This is a genomic window from Paenibacillus sp. A3M_27_13 (assembly GCF_024213315.1).
GTDB classification, from domain to species: domain Bacteria; phylum Bacillota; class Bacilli; order Paenibacillales; family Paenibacillaceae; genus Paenibacillus; species Paenibacillus polymyxa_B.
Window position 1 is genome coordinate 1,135,316 of sequence record NZ_JANAVE010000002.1, and the last position, 22,838, is coordinate 1,158,153.

At 45.5% G+C, this 22,838-nt stretch carries 22 protein-coding genes; all 22 read left to right on the forward strand.

Translation table 11 applies throughout. The features are described from left to right. Nucleotides 1–169 precede the first annotated feature (169 nt). The 22 genes from NLX82_RS11775 to pduL all read left to right on the forward strand — a co-directional run bounded on the left by NLX82_RS11775 (nucleotide 170) and on the right by pduL (nucleotide 22,745). The gene (locus NLX82_RS11775; protein ID WP_023988228.1) at nucleotides 170–1,018 is read left to right on the forward strand and encodes a ClpP family protease; all 849 of its coding nucleotides are present in this window, start codon (nucleotides 170–172) and stop codon (nucleotides 1,016–1,018) included. Continuing rightward, the gene (locus NLX82_RS11780) at nucleotides 1,015–1,227 is read left to right on the forward strand and encodes a YlzJ-like family protein (RefSeq protein ID WP_023988229.1); all 213 of its coding nucleotides are present in this window, start codon (nucleotides 1,015–1,017) and stop codon (nucleotides 1,225–1,227) included. The genes NLX82_RS11775 and NLX82_RS11780 overlap by 4 nt, the downstream gene beginning before the upstream one ends. A 103-nt stretch (nucleotides 1,228–1,330) precedes the next feature. After that, the gene (locus tag NLX82_RS11785) at nucleotides 1,331–4,009 is read left to right on the forward strand and encodes an FtsK/SpoIIIE family DNA translocase (protein WP_254348132.1); all 2,679 of its coding nucleotides are present in this window, start codon (nucleotides 1,331–1,333) and stop codon (nucleotides 4,007–4,009) included. 226 nt (nucleotides 4,010–4,235) lie between these two features. Next, nucleotides 4,236–5,087: a spore cortex-lytic enzyme gene (gene sleB / locus NLX82_RS11790; protein ID WP_023988231.1), complete on the forward strand. Its 852-nt coding sequence runs from the start codon at nucleotides 4,236–4,238 to the stop codon at nucleotides 5,085–5,087. Between the two features lie 160 nt (nucleotides 5,088–5,247). After that, nucleotides 5,248–6,528, forward strand: coding sequence for an EF-P 5-aminopentanol modification-associated protein YfmF (yfmF, locus tag NLX82_RS11795; protein WP_023988232.1), 1,281 nt, complete (start codon nucleotides 5,248–5,250; stop codon nucleotides 6,526–6,528). Nucleotides 6,529–6,530: 2 nt separating this feature from the next. Beyond that, the gene (yfmH, locus tag NLX82_RS11800; RefSeq protein ID WP_069080937.1) at nucleotides 6,531–7,811 is read left to right on the forward strand and encodes an EF-P 5-aminopentanol modification-associated protein YfmH; all 1,281 of its coding nucleotides are present in this window, start codon (nucleotides 6,531–6,533) and stop codon (nucleotides 7,809–7,811) included. 20 nt (nucleotides 7,812–7,831) lie between these two features. Further along, nucleotides 7,832–8,599: an elongation factor P 5-aminopentanone reductase gene (ymfI, locus tag NLX82_RS11805; RefSeq protein ID WP_023988234.1), complete on the forward strand. Its 768-nt coding sequence runs from the start codon at nucleotides 7,832–7,834 to the stop codon at nucleotides 8,597–8,599. A gap of 102 nt (nucleotides 8,600–8,701) precedes the next feature. Further along, a complete protein-coding gene (locus NLX82_RS11810; protein ID WP_013309950.1) occupies nucleotides 8,702–8,956 on the forward strand; it encodes a DUF3243 domain-containing protein in 255 nt (84 codons plus the stop codon). A 227-nt stretch (nucleotides 8,957–9,183) separates the two neighbouring features. Further along, nucleotides 9,184–9,957: a DUF3388 domain-containing protein gene (locus NLX82_RS11815; RefSeq protein ID WP_013370747.1), complete on the forward strand. Its 774-nt coding sequence runs from the start codon at nucleotides 9,184–9,186 to the stop codon at nucleotides 9,955–9,957. Between the two features lie 30 nt (nucleotides 9,958–9,987). Continuing rightward, on the forward strand, nucleotides 9,988–11,088 hold the full coding sequence (locus tag NLX82_RS11820) for a helix-turn-helix domain-containing protein (protein ID WP_071558855.1): 1,101 nt from the start codon (nucleotides 9,988–9,990) through the stop codon (nucleotides 11,086–11,088). A gap of 84 nt (nucleotides 11,089–11,172) precedes the next feature. Next, nucleotides 11,173–11,337, forward strand: coding sequence for a hypothetical protein (locus NLX82_RS11825; protein WP_023988236.1), 165 nt, complete (start codon nucleotides 11,173–11,175; stop codon nucleotides 11,335–11,337). A 143-nt stretch (nucleotides 11,338–11,480) separates the two neighbouring features. After that, nucleotides 11,481–11,972, forward strand: coding sequence for a YajQ family cyclic di-GMP-binding protein (locus tag NLX82_RS11830; protein WP_023988237.1), 492 nt, complete (start codon nucleotides 11,481–11,483; stop codon nucleotides 11,970–11,972). A gap of 210 nt (nucleotides 11,973–12,182) precedes the next feature. Next, nucleotides 12,183–12,770: a CDP-diacylglycerol--glycerol-3-phosphate 3-phosphatidyltransferase gene (pgsA, locus tag NLX82_RS11835; RefSeq protein ID WP_013309954.1), complete on the forward strand. Its 588-nt coding sequence runs from the start codon at nucleotides 12,183–12,185 to the stop codon at nucleotides 12,768–12,770. Nucleotides 12,771–12,865: 95 nt separating this feature from the next. Then, nucleotides 12,866–14,134, forward strand: a complete 1,269-nt coding sequence (locus NLX82_RS11840) for a competence/damage-inducible protein A (RefSeq protein ID WP_028542703.1) — start codon at nucleotides 12,866–12,868, stop codon at nucleotides 14,132–14,134. Between the two features lie 242 nt (nucleotides 14,135–14,376). After that, nucleotides 14,377–15,438, forward strand: a complete 1,062-nt coding sequence (gene recA / locus NLX82_RS11845) for a recombinase RecA (protein WP_023988239.1) — start codon at nucleotides 14,377–14,379, stop codon at nucleotides 15,436–15,438. A gap of 196 nt (nucleotides 15,439–15,634) precedes the next feature. Continuing rightward, nucleotides 15,635–16,384, forward strand: coding sequence for a regulatory protein RecX (locus NLX82_RS11850; protein ID WP_160790405.1), 750 nt, complete (start codon nucleotides 15,635–15,637; stop codon nucleotides 16,382–16,384). Between the two features lie 373 nt (nucleotides 16,385–16,757). Continuing rightward, nucleotides 16,758–18,302 (forward strand): ribonuclease Y, encoded by a 1,545-nt coding sequence (rny, locus tag NLX82_RS11855; RefSeq protein WP_013309958.1) that lies wholly within the window; start codon nucleotides 16,758–16,760, stop codon nucleotides 18,300–18,302. A 76-nt stretch (nucleotides 18,303–18,378) separates the two neighbouring features. Further along, on the forward strand, nucleotides 18,379–19,173 hold the full coding sequence (locus NLX82_RS11860; protein ID WP_013309959.1) for a TIGR00282 family metallophosphoesterase: 795 nt from the start codon (nucleotides 18,379–18,381) through the stop codon (nucleotides 19,171–19,173). A gap of 129 nt (nucleotides 19,174–19,302) precedes the next feature. Next, nucleotides 19,303–19,563, forward strand: coding sequence for a stage V sporulation protein S (locus tag NLX82_RS11865; protein ID WP_007430104.1), 261 nt, complete (start codon nucleotides 19,303–19,305; stop codon nucleotides 19,561–19,563). Between the two features lie 122 nt (nucleotides 19,564–19,685). Beyond that, nucleotides 19,686–20,753, forward strand: a complete 1,068-nt coding sequence (locus tag NLX82_RS11870; protein ID WP_028542701.1) for a dipeptidase — start codon at nucleotides 19,686–19,688, stop codon at nucleotides 20,751–20,753. Between the two features lie 188 nt (nucleotides 20,754–20,941). Beyond that, the gene (locus NLX82_RS11875) at nucleotides 20,942–22,030 is read left to right on the forward strand and encodes a low temperature requirement protein A (protein WP_028542700.1); all 1,089 of its coding nucleotides are present in this window, start codon (nucleotides 20,942–20,944) and stop codon (nucleotides 22,028–22,030) included. A gap of 142 nt (nucleotides 22,031–22,172) precedes the next feature. Continuing rightward, nucleotides 22,173–22,745: a phosphate propanoyltransferase gene (pduL, locus tag NLX82_RS11880; RefSeq protein ID WP_023988243.1), complete on the forward strand. Its 573-nt coding sequence runs from the start codon at nucleotides 22,173–22,175 to the stop codon at nucleotides 22,743–22,745. Nucleotides 22,746–22,838: the final 93 nt, after the last annotated feature.

Genomic DNA, 22,838 nt, shown 5'->3' on the forward strand with positions numbered 1-22,838 from the left:
CTCTCTTCCCGCAGGAAATATTGGACGGTTTCCGCGGGAGGAGAGGCTTTTTTGATTTTGCGGGACAAGGAAAAGCATGGGGTCGGGTATAAAATATTCCATTTCCATCCCATACTATAGGGTGAATACGGGTCATATAGATGCGTAAAGCGAAAGGAAGATCACCCATATGGAACAATACAGCAATCTAACATCTGGCAACGAGGAAACGGAAGCGCCAGATCAACCAGAAATTGGGCAAAGACCCGCTTTACCTGCTATGGAGGCTTTGCAGCAGCTGGGTCAAACTTCCATGCCTGGAGGCGAGTCCAATATTTTTTGCATGACGATTATCGGTCAGATTGAAGGGCATCTCATTTTACCGCCTCAAAACAAAACGACAAAATATGAGCACATTATTCCCCAGTTGGTAGCGGCAGAACAAAATCCTCGTATCGAAGGATTAATGATTTTGCTGAATACAGTTGGTGGTGATGTAGAGGCAGGACTGGCTATTGCTGAAATGATCGCATCGATGAGTAAACCAACGGTGACTATTGTCATAGGTGGGGGGCATAGCATCGGTGTGCCGATTGCTGTGTCTTCCACTTATTCCTACATTGCGGAGAGTGCGACGATGACCATTCATCCCATTCGGATGAACGGTCTGGTCATTGGAGTACCACAAACTTTTGAATACATGGAAAAAATGCAGGAACGTGTTGTACGCTTCGTCGTTTCTCATTCTCGTATTACAGAAGAGCAGTTTAAGGAACTGATGTTTAAAACCGGTGAGTTAAACCGCGATATTGGTACAGCGGTTGGGGGAGCGGATGCAGTGAAGTATGGATTGATGGACGCGGTTGGAGGCATCGGAGAGGCTTTAAAACAGCTGAACACCATTATTGAAACGCGGCGTCAGCAAAACGGGATCGCTGGGATTCAACAGCAGGCTCCGTATGCTCCTTTTTCTCCCAGTCCCACAGGAACTCCTACAGAGACACTGTCAGGGGAGCAAAGCAGGGAGCTACCTCAATGACACTATATACTGTGATGCCAATGGAAATGGTATGGCAAGGGATGTGGAAAGAGGCTGAGGAGCTTGCAGAGGTTCGGGTAGACGGTCTACTTATGCAGGTACAGCCGCTTGAAAGTCGTCGGGGGATCATTGTACGGTTGTTGGACTGTCCGCTAGAAGCCTACCTGAATCCGCGTTATGGACCAGGTCAAGTTATCGAGTGGTCGTAGAAGGTGTCGAATAGTATAGAAATAGGTCATTTACTGCTGAAAAAGAACATATGTGCGGATACCGGGTGACGTGGTATAATATTCTTCTGGGGGGTGACCTTGTATGTCCAGAAGAAGAAAAAGAAAAAAGAAAGCCGCATTTGGCGGAGTTCTAAAATTTGAAATTTACGGCATTGTGCTGATTACATTAGCGGTCGTTGCGTTGTCGGGTGAAGCGGCAGTTGGTCGGTCGCTATCCAAGATGTTTGGGCTCGTACTGGGGAAATTCTATTTTGTTATCCCTCTCATTGGCATTTATTATGGTCTGATGGTGATGATTCACCGCAAGTGGCCGAACCAGTGGAACTCGCGTAAAACGGGTTTGCTCCTGTTGGTATTTGCCTTTACACTTATGAGTTCTATTTCATCTATGGAGCAGCGTTTGGGGCCGATCAACGCGCTTCAGCCGGGCGGAGTGATGACCCAGATACATATAGATATGCGTGAGCAGTTGCTGTCGCCTGACCAGCAGGGCCATACCTCAATGCTGAACAAGGATATCAGCGGGGGGTACGTAGGCGCATTGCAGCTTACTGTTCTGTTGTGGCTGTTTGGTCTCACAGGAGCTAAACTGATCATGATTGTTATGTTCGTCATTTGTTTCATGCTGATGACCCAACTGTCCTATGTGGATTTGGTACGGATTGTAAAGACCAAGCTGCTGACAGTCGGGGGAAGCGTGCGTAAAAAATGGACTGGTAAAGCTACTCCGCTTTCGGCATCTAGCAAAGGTAGTGGAAATAGAAAAATCAAGTCTGAGCCGATTCCTGCCTATGAGGAAGACATGGATGATGACTTTGACGAAATGCAGCCTCCTGCACGCAAACAACCGATTTTCTTTCAGTTGTTTGGTCTCAAAAATTCAGATAAAGCGGACAAGGAGAAGCATTCCGTCGATACGGATGAGGATGATCATGATCTTCCATATGAAGCTGAGGACGCGCAGGCACAGTGGAGAAACGATAACCAGAGTGAAGAGCTGTCTGACGTAGTCGAACACGCTGAGGAGGAAGCTGCAACTCCGGTAAAAAGGTCGCCGATTATTAGGGATTTCTTCGAACAAGTAAAGCATGAGGAAAGAAGACCGGAAGCTGAATTTGGAGAGTCCCTGACAGGGGCAGAGCAGACAACTTCCATTATTGATGAATCCCTGGATGATGACTTTGTGGATGCCCATGCGAATACGGATATGGATGATTCGACAACGATCCAGGGGACATTAGAAGGTGCTCAGGGACAAGCTCAGACGATTGCAACTGGGGTTGCAGGCGAAGAGGCTGAAGGTACCCATACAGCTATTCCGGCTCCGCCGCCGCCTAAACCTTACAAGCTCCCATCGTTTCGTTTGCTTGCTAAACCACAAAACGTAGGCAAAGGTATGGGACAAAAGGATTACATGCAAACGGCACGCAAGCTGGAAGCAACGCTGGAAAGCTTTGGTGTGCGGGCGAAGGTGCTGGAGGTTGTCCGTGGCCCTGCCGTAACGCGTTATGAAATTCAGCCGGACATTGGAGTAAAGGTCAGCCGCATTGTGAGTCTGACGGATGATATTGCGCTTGCGCTTGCTGCCAAAGATATCCGTATGGAGGCTCCGATTCCTGGCAAATCTGCTATCGGAATTGAGGTTCCGAATAATGAAGTTTCCATTGTCACGATGCGTGAGGTAATGGAGACAACCGTTTTCCAGGAGTCAACTTCCAATTTATCCATTGCATTCGGACGTGATATTGCAGGACAGACGATTGTTGGTAATTTGGCCAAGATGCCCCATCTGCTTGTAGCTGGGGCAACAGGTTCGGGTAAATCAGTGTGTATCAATGGGATCATCACGAGTATTTTGTACAAAGCAAAGCCGGATGAGGTCAAATTTTTGATGGTCGATCCTAAAATGGTGGAGTTGAACGTGTACAACGGAATCCCGCATTTGTTGGCTCCGGTCGTGACTGATCCAAAGCGTGCCTCACTTGCATTGAAGAAAATTGTAGTTGAAATGGAAAAAAGATATGAGTTATTTTCCAAATCAGGAACCCGTAATATTGAGGGCTATAATAATCTGATGAAAGATAACCCGGATGCATTTCTGCCTTACATCGTCGTTATTGTGGACGAGTTGGCAGATTTAATGATGGTAGCTGCGGGAGATGTGGAGGATGCGATTGCACGACTTGCCCAAATGGCGCGTGCAGCAGGCATCCACCTTATCATTGCAACCCAGAGACCTTCGGTTGACGTAATTACCGGGGTGATTAAAGCCAATATTCCTTCACGTATTGCCTTCGGCGTTTCCTCGCAGGTAGACTCCCGTACCATATTGGACATGGGCGGAGCCGAGAAGCTACTCGGACGTGGTGATATGCTATTCATGCCGATGGGTGCTTCCAAACCAGTCCGCGTTCAGGGAGCGTTCATGAGCGATCAAGAAGTCGAAAATATTGTTAACTATGTACGTGAACAGGGTGAAGCGCAGTATGATGAAACGCTAGTGCCGGAGGTGGAAGAGGTATCGGCTGATGCAGATGAAATGCTGGATGAGCTGTACGATCAGGCTGTCAACATCATTTTAGAGGCTAAACAAGCTTCCGTTTCGCTCCTTCAGCGCCGTATGCGGATCGGTTATACACGTGCTGCTCGACTGATTGACTCCATGGAAGCTCGCGGAGTCATCGGCCCTTACGAGGGCAGCAAGCCCCGTGAGGTCCTTATCTCAATGGAGCAATATCAGCAAAATAAAGTTAGTTCCTAAGCATTATCTCTATCCAGCACTACATTAAAACGCTGTTTGTTCGCATGGTGGTTGTTCTATTATGGCAACTCTAAGTGAACAAACAGCGTTTTTTTGTGATGTTTTTTTGAGGTGTGGCGACTACCTGCTGAAAGAAGATTAAAAGGGTGAATAGCTTTAAGCGGAGCTTGTCATAATAAACGTAGCCATCCTGTTAATCCCACAAAAGAAAGGTAGAGCGCAGCATATGAAAAAGACAATGGTCTGGATTTGCACGGGTATCCTCGCAGCCTCGGCTATTACGTACACAGGACTTTTTAAAAATGACTCTGCACAGCAGCAAGCAGAGCCGCTGAGCACACAGCAGAAAGTACAAGCAGCGCAACCTTCCCAGCCGACATTCAGCTCGGGAGCGGTTGATTTTGGATCTTACGGTCAGGATGTATATGAGTTGCAATCACGTTTGAAGTTGCTGGGCTTTTTTGGCGGGAAAGTGGACAGCCATTTTGGCAGCAGTACACTAAAAGCTGTCAAGGGTTTTCAAAAGGAATTTGGCATCCGTCCCGATGGAGTGGTCGGAGCAAAGACGAAATTAAAGCTGGTGAATGCTACTCCTAACTGGAAGCCAACGGAAACTCCTATGCATCGTAACAATCAAGGTTCCGCTCAGGGACAGACAGCGGACAATAACGATAAAGCGGATCAAAATGATGAAACGATGGGATCGGCCAACACCATGGGACTATCTGAAAATGATCTTAAAATTATGGCCAACGCGGTCTACGGTGAATCCCGCGGCGAGCCATTTGAAGGACAAGTTGCCGTCGCGGCTGTTATTTTGAACAGGGTTAAGTCACCCAGCTTTCCCAACTCACCATCTGGAGTGATCTTTCAGCCAGGAGCTTTCACAGCTGTAGCAGACGGCCAAATCTGGCTCACACCGAATGAGACGGCACAAAAGGCGGTACGCCAAGCACTGAACGGCTGGGACCCAAGCGGAGGATGTCTTTATTATTTTAACCCAAAAACAGCCACCTCCAAATGGATTTGGTCCCGTCCGCAGGTGAAAACCATTGGGGAGCATATTTTCTGCATGTAAAACGCCGAAGCAGCCGGGAGCTTGTCTCCGGTTGCTTCTTGGCTTTTGCATGGTTAGAATAAAGATTGGTACACTTTACCTCTTTACAGGAGGATGATTTACAGCAGCTAATGCTAATCAAAGGCTAGACGCAAATTGACGTCACAAAGGAGTTTTGGACTTGAACAAAACAGGTTTCGAGCGTGGCACACGCAGACAACTGAGGATTCATGTACTGCCGACCAAGCGCTTTAAGACGTTTGCCATATCGTTGTATGTAGGTACTCCGCTACGTGAGGAAACCGTAACCCGAGTGGGGCTGGTACCTTTCGTTCTGCGACGGGGTACAGAATCGTATCCGCAGACTACACAATTCAGAGAACAGTTAGAACAATTGTATGGCGCGGGTTTCGGATTCGATGTATACAAACGTGGAGATTATCAGATCGTGCAATTTCGCATGGATACGATTAATGACAGCTTTGTAAACAGTCCGGATAGTTTGCTGGATCGTTCGTTTGCTTTTCTCGGAGAAGTGCTGACGAAGCCTGCATTGGAAAATGGTGCATTTCAAACGGGATACGTCCAGCAGGAACGAGAAAATGTGCGTAAAAAGCTGGAATCTATAGTTAACGATAAAATACGTTATGCTGGTGAGCGCTGTATGGAGGAAATGTGCAAAGATGAGCCTTATCGTCTGCACCCTCTTGGTCAACGATCCGATCTGGACAGCATAGATGCACAGAGCTTGTATCAGGCTTATGGAGAATGGCTGAATCATGCCAGCATGGATTTATACGTTGTGGGAGATACGACGCTGGAAGAAGTTGAGAAGTTTGTTGATCGCTATTTTCAATTGAATCGTTCAGCGGAAGCAGGGTATGTTCCAGAACAGCCCAAGTCAGTAGAGCGTGAGGTTCAAACCGTTGTAGAGCGTCTTGATGTGAACCAGGGCAAGCTCAACATGGGGTTGCGCACCCCTATTACGTATGGAGACGATCGCTATGCTTCCGCTCTGATGTATAATGGCATTTTGGGCGGGTATCCGCATTCAAAGCTGTTCGTTAATGTAAGGGAAAAGGAAAGTTTGGCGTATTACGCTTCATCGCGGTATGACGGGCATAAAGGGATTGGTACGATTCAATCTGGTATCGAAATTCCTAATTATGAAAAAGCGGTTACTATTATCCGCAAGCAACTGGAAGATACGCAAAATGGAGCGATTACCGAGCTGGAAATGACCCAAACGCAGGCGATGATTCGCAACTTGCTGAAGGAGATGCAGGATTCCGCTTTTGAAATGATCGCCTATGATTTTAACAGACAGCTTTCCGGTAAGGAGCGGACGGTAGATGAGCTGCTGAGTCAGGTGGAGGCAGTTAAGGTGCAGGATGTTCAGGATGCCGCCCGGACGTTCCGACTGGACACTATTTATTTCTTGAGAGACCAGAAGGGGGAATAGCGGTGGAGCATATACCTTATGAGCATTTGCAGGAAACGCTGTACTATGAAGTAATGGATAACGGTTTACACGTTTATGTGTTGCCCAAACCGGGTTTTCAGAAAACGTACGCTACATTTGCGACTAAATACGGCTCGGTTGATAATCATTTCCGCGTAGAAGGTCAACAGCCCGTAAAGGTGCCGGATGGCATAGCCCATTTTTTGGAGCATAAAATGTTTGAAGAGCCTGAAGGCGATATTTTTGCTACCTTTTCCTCTAATGGGGCATCGGCGAACGCATTTACGAGCTTTGATCAAACAGTATATCTGTTTTCGGCAACCGAGCGTATTCAAGAAAATTTGACCACGCTGGTCAATTTTGTGCAGCATCCTTACTTTACAGATGAAAATGTAGAGAAGGAAAAAGGCATTATCGGCCAGGAAATCAATATGTATGAAGATAATCCCGATTGGCGGAGTTACTTTGGTCTGATCGAGGCGTTGTACAAGGTCCATCCGGTGCATATTGATATCGCAGGTACTGTTCAATCCATCAGTACGATTACAAAGGAAACGCTGTACAGTTGCTATGAAGCTTTCTACCATCCAAGCAATATGATTCTTTTTGTAGTGGGCGGAGTGGATCCAGCTGAAGTAATAGAGCTGGTACGTAACAATCAGGCTAAAAAGGACTATAAGCCGCAGGGAGAGATCGAGCGGATTTTCGACGATGAACCCACTACAGTTGCAGAACCACGTCGTGAGGTAAAGCTGGCCGTTTCTCTGCCAAAGCTACTGTTTGGATTTAAGGAGGCTGAAGTAGGCCTAACGGGTGAAGAATTGCTCCGTCATGATCTGGAAACCAAGCTGATGCTAGATCTCCTGTTTGGCTCCAGTACACAATTGTATCAAAAGCTCTACGATGAGGATCTGATTTCGGACAGTTTTGGTCATGAGTACAATAGCACGCAGCAATATGCATTCTCTGCAATCGGTGGGGATACCAAAGACCCGGATCGGCTGTTGGCGAGAATACGTGAAGAGGTGGAGTCCATCCAGAAGCAGGGCTTTGCAGCAGAACATTTTGAACGGGCACGCAAAAAGAAAATCGGTGGTTATCTGCGTACACTCAATTCACCAGAAAATATTGCGCATGAATTTACAAGACATCGCTTCCGGGGCAGTGATTTTTTCCAACTGCTTCCGATTTATGAAAGTATCACGCTTGAGGATGTAAATCGCCGTCTGAAAGACCATATCCAGTGGGATCGACTCGCAATATCACTAGTGGTGAGTCCGTAATGTCCAGGGAGAGGGAAACGATGACCACCGAGGGCGGAGAACTAAAAGCGATTGGCGATACAACCGTGCTGATTACAGGGGCAAGTGGCGGAATTGGTGCGGCTATTGCTGAGCGTTTTGCAGCTGTAGGGATGAATGTGGTCATTCACTACATGAAGTCCCATGAAAAAGCAAATGAAGTTGCCCGTCGTTGCATGGCTTATTCAGGCAAGGTAATGACCGTGTCAGCGGATCTGCGGAGCAAGGAGCAGATCGAACGCATGCGTGAAAAGCTGGATAATCACGGGATGAAGCCGGATATTCTTGTGAATAATGCCGGACTATCTCATTATGGGCTGTTGACAGATGTTTCGGAAGAGGAATGGGACGAAGTGATGGCTGTCAATGTTAAGGGAACCTTTTTGTGCACGCAGGTTTTTATGCCACATATGATTTCCCAACGCTATGGCCGCATTGTGAATGTTTCATCCGTGTGGGGGATATGTGGTGCTTCGTGCGAGGTGTTGTATTCCACCACCAAGGGAGGCATTAACGCTTTCACTAAAGCGCTGGCTCAAGAGGTAGCACCTTCCGGGGTGACAGTGAATGCTGTAGCTCCAGGTGCAGTGGATACGTCGATGCTGGATCATTTGGATGAAGGCGAAATTACCAGTTTGGAAGAAGAAATTCCTGCTGGACGATTGGCTCGACCTGATGAAATATCGTCCCTAGTTTATTTTCTTGCGCTTCCTGAGTCAGGTTATATTAATGGCCAGGTCATAAGTCCTAACGGAGGATGGGTGACTTAAGGGAAATAGCGCTTGGAGGAATCCACCAGTATAGTAAGCGTCTGAGAAGAGCATATTACAACTGTTGATTTTAAATCTGAATCATCTAAGGAGGATTTAAGTATGTCAACAGTTGTTCAGAATTTTGATGTTTGGAAAAAGTTCCTCGGTCAGCGTGTAGAGCAAGCGGAGAAGCTGGGAATCAGCCAAGATACCATTTCAGAGCTTGCTTATGAAATTGGTGATTTTCTGGATGAGAAGGTCGATCCAGCCAACCACTCCAACCGCGCACTGAAAGAACTGTGGGGAGTTGCCGATGAGGACGAGCGTCACACCATCGCCCGGCTAATGGTTAAATTGGCCAAGAGCAACGCATAAGTAGGAACCAACACGAAAAGCTCCCTTTTGGGGGCTTTTCTGTAATGGTTACAGAGCTGTTCTTGTAATTCCATTGTAATTTATATATCATAAACGTGATTGAGGCTTACAACACAATGCAGCCTATCAAATTTCAATAATTGGTTTTGTCGAAAGATGTTATTTTATGATACAATAATGCTTTGATTTGGAGTTGTTGACGGTTTGAATGTGAATGAGGTGCTAACGTGACGGAAGAAACGAAACAGTGGTACATGGAGTACAAGATACATAAAAATCGACCCGGACTGCTGGGAGACATTGCTTCCATGCTTGGTATTCTGGGGGTTAATATACTGACGATCAACGGTGTTGAAGGCGAAAGACGGGGGATGTTGCTTGAAACGGACGATGACGAGAAGATACGCATTCTCGGAGACACGTTAAAAAAAGCGAGCAACATTACAGTCACGGCCTTACGTGCTCCGAGACTGGTTGATATATTGGCAGTAAGACACGGCCGTTACATCGATCGGGATTCGGATGATCGTAAAACATTTCGCTTTACACGCGATGAGCTTGGGTTGCTGGTCGATTTTTTGGGTGAAGTATTAAAGAGGGACGGCAATCAGGTGATCGGTCTTCGCGGGATGCCGCGTGTGGGCAAAACGGAATCCATTATTGCCAGTAGTGTATGCGCAATGAAGCGTTGGACTTTTGTGTCTTCAACGTTACTACGACAGACGGTGCGCAGTCAGCTCTCTGAAGAAGAAATGAACCCAAACAATGTGTTTATTATTGATGGTATTGTGAGTACAATTCGGTCAAATGAAAGACATTATCATCTGCTTCAGGAAATCATGAGTATGCCAAGTACTAAAGTGATTGAGCATCCTGATGTATTTGTACGTGAATCAGGATACAGCTTTGACGATTTCAATATCATTATTGAGCTTCGCAATAATCCGGCTGAGGAAATTATTTATGATACCTTTACAGCCAGTTATACAGAAGATCTTTAAATAAGCGTAATTACACAAGGAGATGATGACATGTCAGAACTGGGTCAGCAATTAAAGGAGGCCCGGCTGCAAAAAGGATTGAGCCTTGACGATGTTCAGGAAATGACGAAGATACGCAAACGTTATCTGGAAGCCATTGAGACGGGCGATTACAAAGTGCTGCCGGGAAGCTTTTATGTCAGAGCTTTTATTAAAACATACGCTGAAACGGTCGGGTTGAACCCCGATGAGATTCTGGAAGGGCATCAAAGCAATGTGCCTGAACCTGAGCCGGAAGCAGTCATGGAGCCTGTTACACAGAAACGCTCCAGCCGTCCCGCCACGATTGGTAATCTTAAATGGTTGCCTACAGCGTTAATGTGGCTTTTTCTAGTTCTCATTGTTGGGGTTATTTATGCTTATTGGGTGAGCAACAACCATTCAACTCCAAAAACAGCAGAAAACACAACGCCGATTACAACACCAAGCACCACACCAAGTACAACACCAAGTACAACACCAAGCACCACACCAAGCACGTCTACTCCTGATACCACTACGACACAGCCGAACAATGGTCAAACGACGGCTCCAAATGGTGCTGGTGGGCAGACTCCTGATGCGGGGCAAACCGGCCAAACTCAGCCAGGTGGTACGGGGAGTACGGGTGCTACTACTCCAGATACTGGACAGCAGCCGGATACGACTACGCCACAACAAGGTGTAACTGTGGCACAGGACGGCAAGCAAGGCAAGACGACGATTTTTAAAGTTTCCAGTTCAACGGGAGCCGCGGTCAAGGTTGATATTAAAGCGACGGGCGAAAGCTGGCTTGAAGTGTACAAGGGAGAAAATTCCCGTGGAGAAAAGCTGAGTTATGGTATGACTAAAAGTGGAGATGCCATGTCATTCGATATTGGTCCAGAAGGTTTATATATCAAATCAGGACGGTCTTCTGCCACAGATATTTCCGTAGCAGGTCAACCGATAACAGATAATAAATCGACTACTCGTGTACTGATCCAGCAAGGAGAAGCTTCTTCGACCGGAACGAGTGCAGGGGTGACGGGTTCACCTGCAGATTCTACGACAGGTAGCAGTACGGATTCAGCACAAAGTAGTACAGATTCTACAACTACTGATGGTGAATAAACGCCTTGGTGCGAGGAAATACTAATGACTGTAATTCCTGGAAAGGCAGTCATTTCATTTTCCGCAAAGTGAGGTGTATACGTTATGACCGTCAGCTGGATTGTGACTGGGCTCGGTATAATTGTCAGTTTACTGGGCTATTATCTGACACCGAATGCATGGGGCTATGGCATACTGGGCTTTGGTCTTGCTCACATTGTGCTTGGACTTTTGGATATGTTCCGAACTCCAACACGAAGCCATAATTAGATATTTTGACCGTAAATGAAATAAAGGCGTTTTTGTCAGGAAAACTGGCAAGAACGCCTTTTTAGTCAACGGATTATTGGATTTTTGTAAATGACTAGCCTATAATTAGATATTGAACTTTGTTGTGAAAGGAAAGTGAAACGATGGCTTCAGAAAATTCATTTGATATCGTCTCCAAAATGGATATGCAGGAGTTAACAAATGCGGTTCATCAGACGGAGCGTGAAATTGAAACTCGATTTGATTTCAAGGGTAGCAAAAGTAGCCTTAAGCTTGAGAAAGAAGCTCTTACGATTGCATCGGAAGACGAATACAAGCTGAATGCGGTGATTGATATTTTGCAATCTAAAATGGCCAAACGAGGTCTGTCCCTTAAAAATGTGGAGTATGGCAAATTGGAACCCGCCTCTTTAGGTTCAGTGCGTCAGCGTCTTTCGCTTAAGCAGGGAATTGATCAGGATAATGCCAAGAAAATTAACATTCTTATTCGGGACTCCAAGCTAAAAGTTAAAAGTCAGATTCAAGGTGATCAAATCCGAGTGACCGGAAAAAACAGGGATGATTTACAGGCGATCATTCAATTGCTGCGTAAAGCTGATTTGCCATTGGAGCTTCAATTTACAAACATGAAATAAAGCCGTTTTCCCTCATACATTTTGTAGGAAAAAACGTTGCTTGATGTGCGGCAGGTTATTTTGACATGCGTTTTGCGCCATATTATACTTGTAACGAAAATGCAGACAATTTAGGTGTATAGCGCTCGTTGATAGCGATTTACATAGGATTGAATTTAATCCGAAAACTGCCATTTGTAATCAAGTACGATAATCAGGGGAGAGTGTGTTGTGAATTTACCCAACAGAATTACAATAACGCGGATTTGCCTTATTCCGGTGATGATGCTGGCTTTGCTGGTGGACTTTGATTTTTATCCGCCGCCGATTGAGATCGGAGCTTTCAAGCTGCCGTATAATCAGCTGATTGCGGCTATCATTTTCCTTGTAGCAGCCAGCACGGATGGTCTTGACGGATATTTGGCACGTAAAAATAATATGGTCACCAATTTGGGCAAGCTGTTGGACCCCCTTGCTGATAAGCTTTTGGTAACCGCCATTTTGGTTTCCTTGGTAGAAATGGGGAAAATTGATTCGTGGATTGTCGTTGTGATTGTTAGCCGTGAGTTTGCGGTTACGGGTCTGCGTCAGATTGCCTTACTGGATGGTTCTGTGGTTGCTGCAAGCAATTGGGGCAAATTGAAGACGATCATCCAGATCGTTGCTATTGTAGCGTTGCTCATTAATAATTTCCCGTTTGTTTTTCTTGGTATCCCGTTTGATTTAATAGCGATATGGGCAGCGGTGTTGATCACCATTTATTCGGGTATTGATTATTTTGTGAAAAATATCCACTTGCTGAGCTCCTCCAAAGTTTAACAGGATAAATTTTATGGAAACAGCAATAGGGACTAAACTTATTGCTGTTTCTTTACATAATTCCCATAATATTCGCAGTACAGGAGGAAGAATTGATGAAAGCTGAAATAATTGCAGTAGGTACAGAGTTATTGCTCGGACAAATAGTGAATACAAATGCTCAATATTTGTCACAGGAGTTGGCTACAATCGGAATCGATGTATATTTTCAGACTGTAGTTGGCGATAACATAGATCGGCTTCAGGAAGCGATAAGAATTGCTCAGAAGCGTGCGGATATTATTTTGTTTTCCGGTGGTCTGGGACCGACTCAGGATGATTTGACGAAAGATGCGATAGCGTCTGTATTGGGGCGAAAATTGCACATAGATCGTCTTGCAATGGACAAGCTAGATCAGTTTTTCCGTAACCGTGGGGTAGAAATGACCGAGAATAACCGCCGGCAGGCGCTTTCTATTGAAGGCGCTACTCCGCTTGAAAATGAGACAGGGCTAGCTGTGGGCGACGCAATTGCACAGGACGGTAAATTTTATGTAGTTTTGCCTGGACCGCCTAAGGAACTCAAACCCATGTTTGCAAACCAAGCGAAACCTTGGTTGCTTCAGCAGGCATTGAGCGGTGAGGAAATGCCAATTTATTCAAAAATGCTAAAATTTGCAGGGATAGGTGAGTCAGCTCTTGAAACCCATTTGTTAGATCTGATCCAATCCCAGACAGACCCCACGATTGCTCCTTATGCCAAGGAAGGGGAAGTCACGATCCGTATATCCACCAAGGCGGCCAGCGAAAGTGAAGCACTAATTAAGCTGACGGCTACGGAAGTAGAAATTCAGCAGCGTCTTTCGGAATATATGTATGCAAGTGAAGATGTTACGCTGGAGAAGGTTATCGTAGATCTAATGGCCAAACGCGGGCTCACTGTGAGTGCGGCAGAAAGCTGTACAGGTGGAATGCTGATGGAACACATCACTTCTATACCTGGCAGTGCTGTTATGTTTCAAGGTGGCATCGTGTGCTATTCCAATGAAATGAAGATGAAATTACTCAACGTGCCTTATGATTATTTGGAAGGGGATCAAGCGCCAGGTGCAGTGAGTAAGGAAGTAGCCCTTGTGCTTGCAGAGCAGGCGAGAATGATCATGGACAGCGATTTTGGACTTTCAGTTACTGGTGTTGCCGGGCCTGGGTATTCCGAACGGAAGCCAGTCGGTTTGGTGTATATTGGCATTGCTGAACGCGACAAGGAAACGGAAGTACATGAACTGAGACTGAGTGGTAACCGTGAAACAATCCGACTGCGATCAGTCAAAGCAATCCTGTACAGATTGTGGCGCAGGCTGGTAGAGAACGAGAAACTCTCTTAAACATCTATGTACAGTGTGGGTCGTAGAGTTGTTTTAGATAGATATTCATGATATAATCATCTTATCGGAAGAACCGTTGCAAAGCCTTTTGCCAGCGGTTCTTTTTTTGTTTTAAGAGACAGGTGTAATTGTAGAAGAGAGCTGTGTGAACAAAAAAAACGAATGTATGTTCGAAAAAATGCTTGGCAAGCGTGTCAAAACAAGGTATTATTAAAGTACAAACAATGAAGGATGTGAGTTTATTGTCAGATCGTCGTGCTGCGCTGGATATGGCGCTCCGTCAAATAGAAAAGCAATTTGGTAAAGGTTCCATTATGAAGTTGGGTGAGTCTACCCACATGCAAGTGGAAACGATCCCCAGTGGTTCGATTGCTTTGGATATTGCGTTAGGAACGGGCGGCTTTCCAAGAGGCCGGGTTATTGAAATATACGGACCGGAATCATCCGGTAAAACGACAGTAGCTCTTCACGCTATCGCAGAGGTGCAAAAAACAGGCGGACAAGCCGCCTTTATCGACGCCGAGCATGCGCTTGATCCGTCGTATGCAAGCAAGCTGGGTGTCAATATTGATGAGTTGTTACTATCGCAACCAGATACAGGAGAGCAGGCGCTTGAGATTGCCGAAGCTCTTGTACGTAGTGGAGCAGTAGACATTGTAGTTGTTGACTCCGTAGCGGCACTTGTGCCCAAGGCAGAGATTGAAGGCGAAATGGGAGATTCCCACGTTGGTCTTCAAGCACGTTTGATGTCTCAGGCATTGCGTAAGCTTTCTGGAGCCATTAATAAGTCGAAAACCATTGCTATTTTTATTAACCAGCTACGTGAAAAAGTAGGTGTTATGTTCGGTAACCCTGAAACAACACCAGGTGGACGTGCCTTGAAGTTTTACTCTACGGTACGTTTGGATGTTCGTCGTATTGAAAGTTTGAAAATGGGTAACGACATTGTGGGTAACCGCACACGTATTAAAGTCGTGAAGAACAAAGTTGCCCCTCCTTTCCGTCAGGCTGAGGTAGATATTATGTACGGTGAGGGCATTTCCAAAGAAGGTAGCCTGATCGATATCGGTACGGAGCATGACATTGTCGACAAGAGCGGAGCCTGGTATTCCTACGAAGGTGAGCGCCTTGGTCAGGGACGTGAGAATGCTAAGCAATTTTTGAAGGAAAATCCGAATATTGCTAGTACGATCGAACAAAAAATTCGGGTGGCCAGCAATCTGATTACGACGGTTGCTCCGCCTACAGAAGAAGAGTTGGCACAGCAAGCGAAGGAAGAACAGGAATTGTTGGAGCTTGAATAAAGCTCGGTGAATCCTGGTTTGTGAACTGGGGCCAGGGTTATGGCACCGTCCGTTTGAATAGCATGATTCTGATGCCCTGCACAGTTGTGCAGGGCATTTTTGCATCAACTAGAGTCTGCTTTGTCAGTGGAATCTAACTTTTGCGTAGCAGGTGTTCAAAGGCTGCTTTCGTGAATTTCAAAGTGAGGGAAGTATATTGCAGTTGGACGATGAAGATGAATACACTTCGGAAGCAAATAAGCAACAAGGGATTTCTCTTTTTCCGGATCATGAGGAATTGATGATTACTAGGGTAGAGCAGGGACAGGGACGCAAACGTGGAAGATATATCATACATTTTGGTCCTTATTCACTGTCTGTATTAGAAGATGTAATGATCAAGTACAATATGTTCAAAGGAACGTCATTTGATAAAAAAGAACTGGAAGATATCGTTCTGGCAGATGAAAAGCAACAGGCTTATGTACTTGCGCTACGCTATTTGGGGCGAAAGCCTCGCACACGTCAGGAAATTGCCCAGCGTTTGGCGCAAAAAGAACTGGATCAGTCTGTTATTGACGAAGTAATGGCCCGACTGCATAGGGAACAACTCGTAGATGATGATTTATACGCCCGTCAATGGGCAAGGCAGCGCATAACAAGCCAACGTAAGGGGAAGATGTGGGTTAGGCAAGAACTTCGTCAGAAGGGCATCTCTAAAGCCTCTATTGGCGAAGCGCTAGGTGAGATCACCGATAATGAGGAGTGGGAGAGCGCTTTGACGGTCGGACGTAAGAAATGGAATCAGGTACGTGGTGATATAATGGAGAAAAAAAGAAAAACCTACCCTTTTCTCATGAGACGCGGATATTCGGGGGATATGACACGCCGGGTAGTCAATCATCTCACTGCGACCGAGCATGACGCTGCTTCAGATGACGAGGAGTTGTTGCAGTGGGAGGAATAGTTGCCAAACGGCTGCTGAACCTTTGGCTAGTATGAACGGATAGGATGAGCTAGTTATTACATGGAAAGCTGCATGGTAGTCTACTAATGTTTGCATTCCCTTGACAATGCCATTTGTCAAATAATAAAATATATATGAAACGATACTTGTGGAACGCCCTTTTTCCTTCCAAAAAAGCGGAATCCACGGTGAGTTCTCATCGCCAAATAACAAGTGATGCCGCTATGCCAGGCGGAATTGTACATGTGAAAGCATGTGCATATGAAATGAAACGACCTTGTGTCGTTGTCTTAGTTTGACGATCAAAGTAAATGTGACAATTGCAAAAAGTCCCAAGGAATGCCTTGGAGGAACCAACGGGGAGGTGAACAGTATGATGACTGCGATCTGGTTCGTTCTCGTTGCTGTAGCCGCGTTATTCTTTGGGTTCGGGATTGGTTATTTTATTCGCAAATCTATTGCAGAAGCTAAGATCTCCAGTGCGGAAGAAGCTGCCGCGCAAATCGTGGAGAACGCGAAAAAAGAGGCAGAAGCGCTGAAGAAGGAAACGGTATTGGAAGCGAAAGATGAAATCCACCGCATCCGTGCCGAAGCTGAAAAAGAAACTCGTGAACGTCGCAATGAAATTCAACGACAGGAACGAAGATTGCTGCAAAAAGAAGAATCGCTGGATAAAAAATTGGAATCGCTGGAACGCAAAGAAGAACAAGTGGCCAACAAAGAGAAACGAATCGATGAAACCCAGCAGCAAATTGATTTGATTTACAAGAGTCAGGTAACTGAGTTGGAACGTATTTCCAATCTGACGATGGAGGATGCAAGAAGTATTATTCTGACCAACGTAGAGCAGGAAGTTCGTCATGAAACAGCTCAGATGATTAAAGAAATTGAACAGCAGGCCAAAGAAGAAGCGGACAAAAAGTCTCGTGAAATCATCACACTGGCCATCCAACGCTGTGCGGCAGATCATGTAGCAGAAACGACGGTTTCTGTTGTCACATTGCCGAACGAAGAAATGAAAGGCCGGATCATCGGGCGCGAAGGCCGTAATATCCGTGCACTTGAAACCCTTACAGGAATTGACCTCATTATTGATGATACGCCGGAAGCTGTTATTTTGTCTGGATTTGATCCGATTCGTAGAGAGATTGCGCGTACTGCGCTTGAAAAGCTCGTAGCGGACGGACGGATACATCCGGCTCGTATTGAAGAGATGGTGGAAAAATCCCGTAAAGAGGTGGACGAACGAATCCGTGAGTATGGTGAACAGGCCACCTTTGAGGTGGGCGTGCATAGCTTGCATCCAGATTTGATCAAGATCTTGGGACGTCTCAAGTTCCGTACAAGTTACGGACAGAACGTATTGAAGCACTCGATGGAAGTTGCATACTTGACAGGTCTGATGGCCGGGGAACTGGGCGAAGACGTTGTACTGGCAAGACGGGCAGGATTGCTGCATGACATCGGGAAGGCGCTGGATCATGAAGTGGAAGGATCGCACGTTGAAATTGGCGTGGAGCTGGCGAAGAAGTACAAGGAACACCCGGTCGTCATCAACAGCATTGCCTCACATCACGGCGACTGCGAAGCGACTTCAGTGATCGCCATGCTGGTTGGGGCGGCAGATGCCCTGTCAGCAGCAAGACCGGGAGCGCGGCGTGAAACGCTAGAGACGTACATCCGTCGTCTTGAGAAGCTGGAACGCATCTCCGAATCTTTTGAAGGCGTTGAAAAATCATACGCGATTCAAGCCGGACGCGAAGTTCGTGTCATGGTACAGCCAGAGAAAATTGATGATGCGGAAGCATTCCGACTGGCCCGCGATATTACGAAAACGATTGAGAATGAACTGGACTATCCGGGACATATCAAGGTCACCGTCATACGCGAGACCCGTGCGGTAGAATACGCAAAATAAAAGCATTTCAATGAAAAGTGGCCGCTGCTTGTAGGGCCACTTTTCATTATGTAAGGCAGACTAGGGAGGGCTTTCTATCAACGTATTATTTATTGGAGACATCGTCGGCAGTGTAGGCAGAAAGGCACTGAGGGAGAATCTCCCTTCGCTAAAATCAAAATACAACCCGCATGTTATTATTGTGAATGGAGAAAATGCGGCTTCGGGAAGAGGAATTACCCCAGCCATCGCCAGAGAGTTTTTTGATTGGGGCGTTCATGGGATTACGATGGGAAATCATACTTGGGACAATAAGGAAATATTTGATTTTATAGATGATGAGCCGCGGATCATCCGCCCGGCTAACTTTCCACCAGGAACACCAGGCCGGGGTTATACCGTTGTAAAAGGTGGAGGTAAGGAGCTGGCTATTGTTAATCTGCAAGGTAGAACTTTTTTGCCAGCTATTGACGATCCATTCCGTGCAGCAGATGAAATTGTCGATGAGCTGCGCAAAAAACATAAACATATCCTAGTTGATTTCCACGCCGAAGCAACCTCGGAAAAAATCGCTATGGGTTGGCATTTGGATGGACGTGCTTCAATCGTGGTAGGTACGCACACACATGTACAGAGCAATGACGATACGATTTTGCCACAAGGAACTGCGTATCAGACAGATGCGGGAATGGTAGGTCCTTATGAGGGAGTGCTTGGGATGCAGAAAGAGGCTGTGTTACAGAAATTCCAGACCCAGCTTCCAGTACGTTTTCAAGTGGACATGGGCAAATGGCATTTTCATGCCATCAGCGTAGAGCTGAATGATAACGATGGAAAAGCCCGCAAAATTCAGAAAATCAGACTCAAAGAAGATGAATGGCGGATGGATTAACCTTTTTGTGAGCTACTTAAGGAAAGAATAAGGAAAACTGTCACCAAAAAGCAGGAATTTTTTGCTGACCCTCGAATAACATCTAATAGTGGAATCAAACCATCATCATTCCCAGGGGAGGTACTTACTATGGATGTATTAAAAGTATCAGCAAAATCCAATCCCAATTCAGTTGCAGGCGCACTCGCAGGAGTACTGCGTGAACGCGGAAATGCAGAATTACAGGCGATTGGAGCGGGTGCACTAAACCAAGCCATTAAAGCGGTAGCCATTGCCCGGGGATTTGTCGCACCAAGCGGAGTGGATTTAATTTGTATTCCTGCTTTTACAGACATTGTTATTGATGGAGAAGATCGGACTGCGATCAAATTGATTGTAGAGCCAAGATAATAAATGTAAGTTGCCTGAGCCTGTTTACGATTTGTAAACGGGCTTTTTTGCTTTGTGAGTCTGTTACTATGATTTTTAAAATAAATTTGTGATGCTTCAATCTCTAAATGGAGGTAAGATGCATGAATGATAAGCTAAAAGTGAATTGGCCAGTTGTTGACTTTCATTGTGATGTGTTATGTAAAATGCAGCTCGATGCGCAGATCGATTTCAGTCATCCATCGCTTGATGTCACAAAAGAACGTTTGCTAGAAGGTAACGTGCGGTTGCAAACATTTGCTATATATATTTCTCAGGTATTGGGCACGCCAAGATTTGAGCATGTGATTCGTCAAATTGAGCTGTTCAGGCAGCATGTTACCTCTATCTCAGGTGGGTTGAGACCATTGCTGTGGAAGGAAGACTTGGTAATGTGTAAAAATACGTCCGCAGTGCATCAGGAGGAGCAAGTAAAGCAGGCAGGAAAAGAGAAGCGCATGGAAAAGATAACGTATGTGGATGGTAATGGGACGGATCATACATGGGCACCTTGGGCTTTGCTCTCACTGGAGGGGGTAGATGCGCTGGAAGGGAACCCGTTTTATGCAGAATTGTGCTATGCCATGGGAATACGATTGATTGGACTGACATGGAATTATGCGAACTGGGCAGCTGACGGCATTATGGAACATAGAGGTGGCGGGCTGAGTAGCAAGGGGCGCGATTTGGTCAATCGCTGTAATGACCTGGGACTGCTGCTAGATGTATCGCATTTGTCGGTACAGGGCTTCTGGGAGGTGCTAGAGGAGGCCACTCTACCGCCCATTGCTTCGCATTCGAATGCCTTTGCGAAGTGTGCTCATCCTCGAAATCTACGGGATGAACAGATTTGTGCACTGATCGCTCGTAACGGACGGATTGGTTTGACCTTCGTCACAATGTTTCTCAAAGAGCAGGGCATGGTAACTGCTGAGGATCTGCTACCACACATTGAGCATATTTGTTCATTAGGCGGCGAAAGGCATTTGATGTTTGGCTCTGATTTTGACGGTATCGAGCACCATGTGCAAGGGCTGGAGCATTCGGGGAAATATCCGATTTTTGCAGAACTGCTGCTGAAGCATTACCCTGAGGAGCTGGTCAAGGGATGGCTGGGAGGACATGCGCTGGAATACTTGCAAACGAATCTGCCTTCCAAAATTTCTTCTTAAATAGCTATTTATAGAGGGAATTTTTAGCTGCGAACACTCTTGACAAAGCGAGAAGGATTACGAAATAATTGGAGCATCTTAGAATTGCATGGTGCTAAAATAACATTTGCAGAAATACGGCAGACGTTGGAGCGAGACTGACGGGTCACCATGCTGCACCGCCATATCAGAGGGGGCTCCATTACATAATGTTGATAAAAAAGGTTACCTGGCTTGAGCTCTTTTATGACTTGTTGTTCGTAGCTGCTGTCTCCAAGGCCACTCATGTTTTGCTACATGTTGAGCATGGTAGTATCTCATGGGAACATATGGAAAAGTTTATTATGATTTTTATCCCAATATGGTGGGCTTGGGTGGGGCAAACGGTCTACAACAATCGTTTTGGGCAAGACAGTATAACACATCGAATTTTTATGATCCTGCAATTGTTTTTCGTGTTGATCATGACCGCCAGCCTGAATATAGATTTTGATGCGTATTATGTATCTTTTTTTGTTGGCTATATTGGGTTAAGAGGTTTGACTGTCGTTCAATATTTACTTTCGGCACCCAAAGAAACGGCTCATAAACAGGAAACAGCTCGTTTTTTCGGAATTTATTTTTGGATTGGAATAGTCATTTCTAGTTTCTCCCTCTTCTTTGATTCTTGGGTTCGATATTTGATTTTATATACAGGTATAGCTATTGATATCCTCGTTCCTTTGATTGGCCGTAAAAAGTTGGTGATCACACCTATCCATACGGAGCATCTTTTAGAACGCTTTGCACAGTTCACCTTAATTTTGCTTGGCGAATCTGTGATAAGTATGCTTTCTGTTTTACAATCCGATCATTTTACGGTTTCTTCTATTGTATTTGCTGCTTTGGCTTTTGTATTAGTCATCGCAATCTGGTGGCAATATTTTGAGAATATGGAGAAGCGCGTAGATAAATCAAAACAATCAGCAGGACAGACTATTATTTATGGTCATTTGTTTATTTATCTTTCCCTTAGCATGCTAGCTGCTTCGATTCAGCTCTTGTTTTTGGGACAAGTAGACTATATCTTTGTGCTTTGCTTTACCTTTGCTTCTGTTTTTATTTACTTTTTGTCGGTTTTGCTGGTATTTCATCAGTACAGATTAAGTCATCTGAAACCTCGTCTCAGAGTCATTTTTTTCTTAACTGGAATACTTTGTGTCCTGTTTATTCTTAATATATTTGTTGTCGTTCCCCCGCATCTCATCGTAGCTGAAATCATGCTTTTCTTTCTCTTGTTCGCTAAAACGACGGTTTGATCCGATTTCTATGGACGATATTTAACGCCGATTAGGGCGAAAAAGGGAACTTTATACGCTCTCCTTTTCTTTCTTGGCAAAATAGGAGTATAATAGCATAGATGTGTAAAGTATTGTATAGAGAAAAAGGAGTGACCACACGATGAGTAAAATCGTACCTGTCGGCGTTTCAGCCCGTCATATTCACCTGACTCAAGAGCATATTGAAATTTTGTTCGGAGCAGGCTATCAATTAACTGAATTTAAACCTTTGTCCCAAACAGGACAATTTGCCGCAAATGAAACGGTAGCTGTAATTGGTTCTAAGGGCCAATTTGATAAGGTTCGCATTTTGGGACCTGCTCGTCCCGCTTCCCAATTGGAAATCTCTCGCACTGATTCCTTTGCTATTGGTGTAAAAGCACCTGTACGCGAATCTGGTAGCATTGATGGTACACCAGGAATCACGGTAAAAGGACCAGCTGGTGAAGTGGAACTGCAAGAAGGTGTGATTGTAGCAGCCCGCCATATTCATTTCCATACATCTGATGCAGCTAAATGGGACATTAAGGACAAGCAGTTGCTGAAAGTACGTGTCGGCGGCGAACGTGGCCTTGTATTTGAAAATGTTCTTGCACGTGTGTCCGATTCTTTTGCTTTGGATATGCACATTGATACAGATGAAGCGAACGGAGCCGGTGTGAAAAACGGTGACAACGCTGAAATCGTAGACTAATATACACGTATTTAAATGCCGGAAGCCTTAAAGAGTCCGATTCTTGCAAAAGAATCGGGCTTTTTACATACTATATAATTCACAAATACTTCA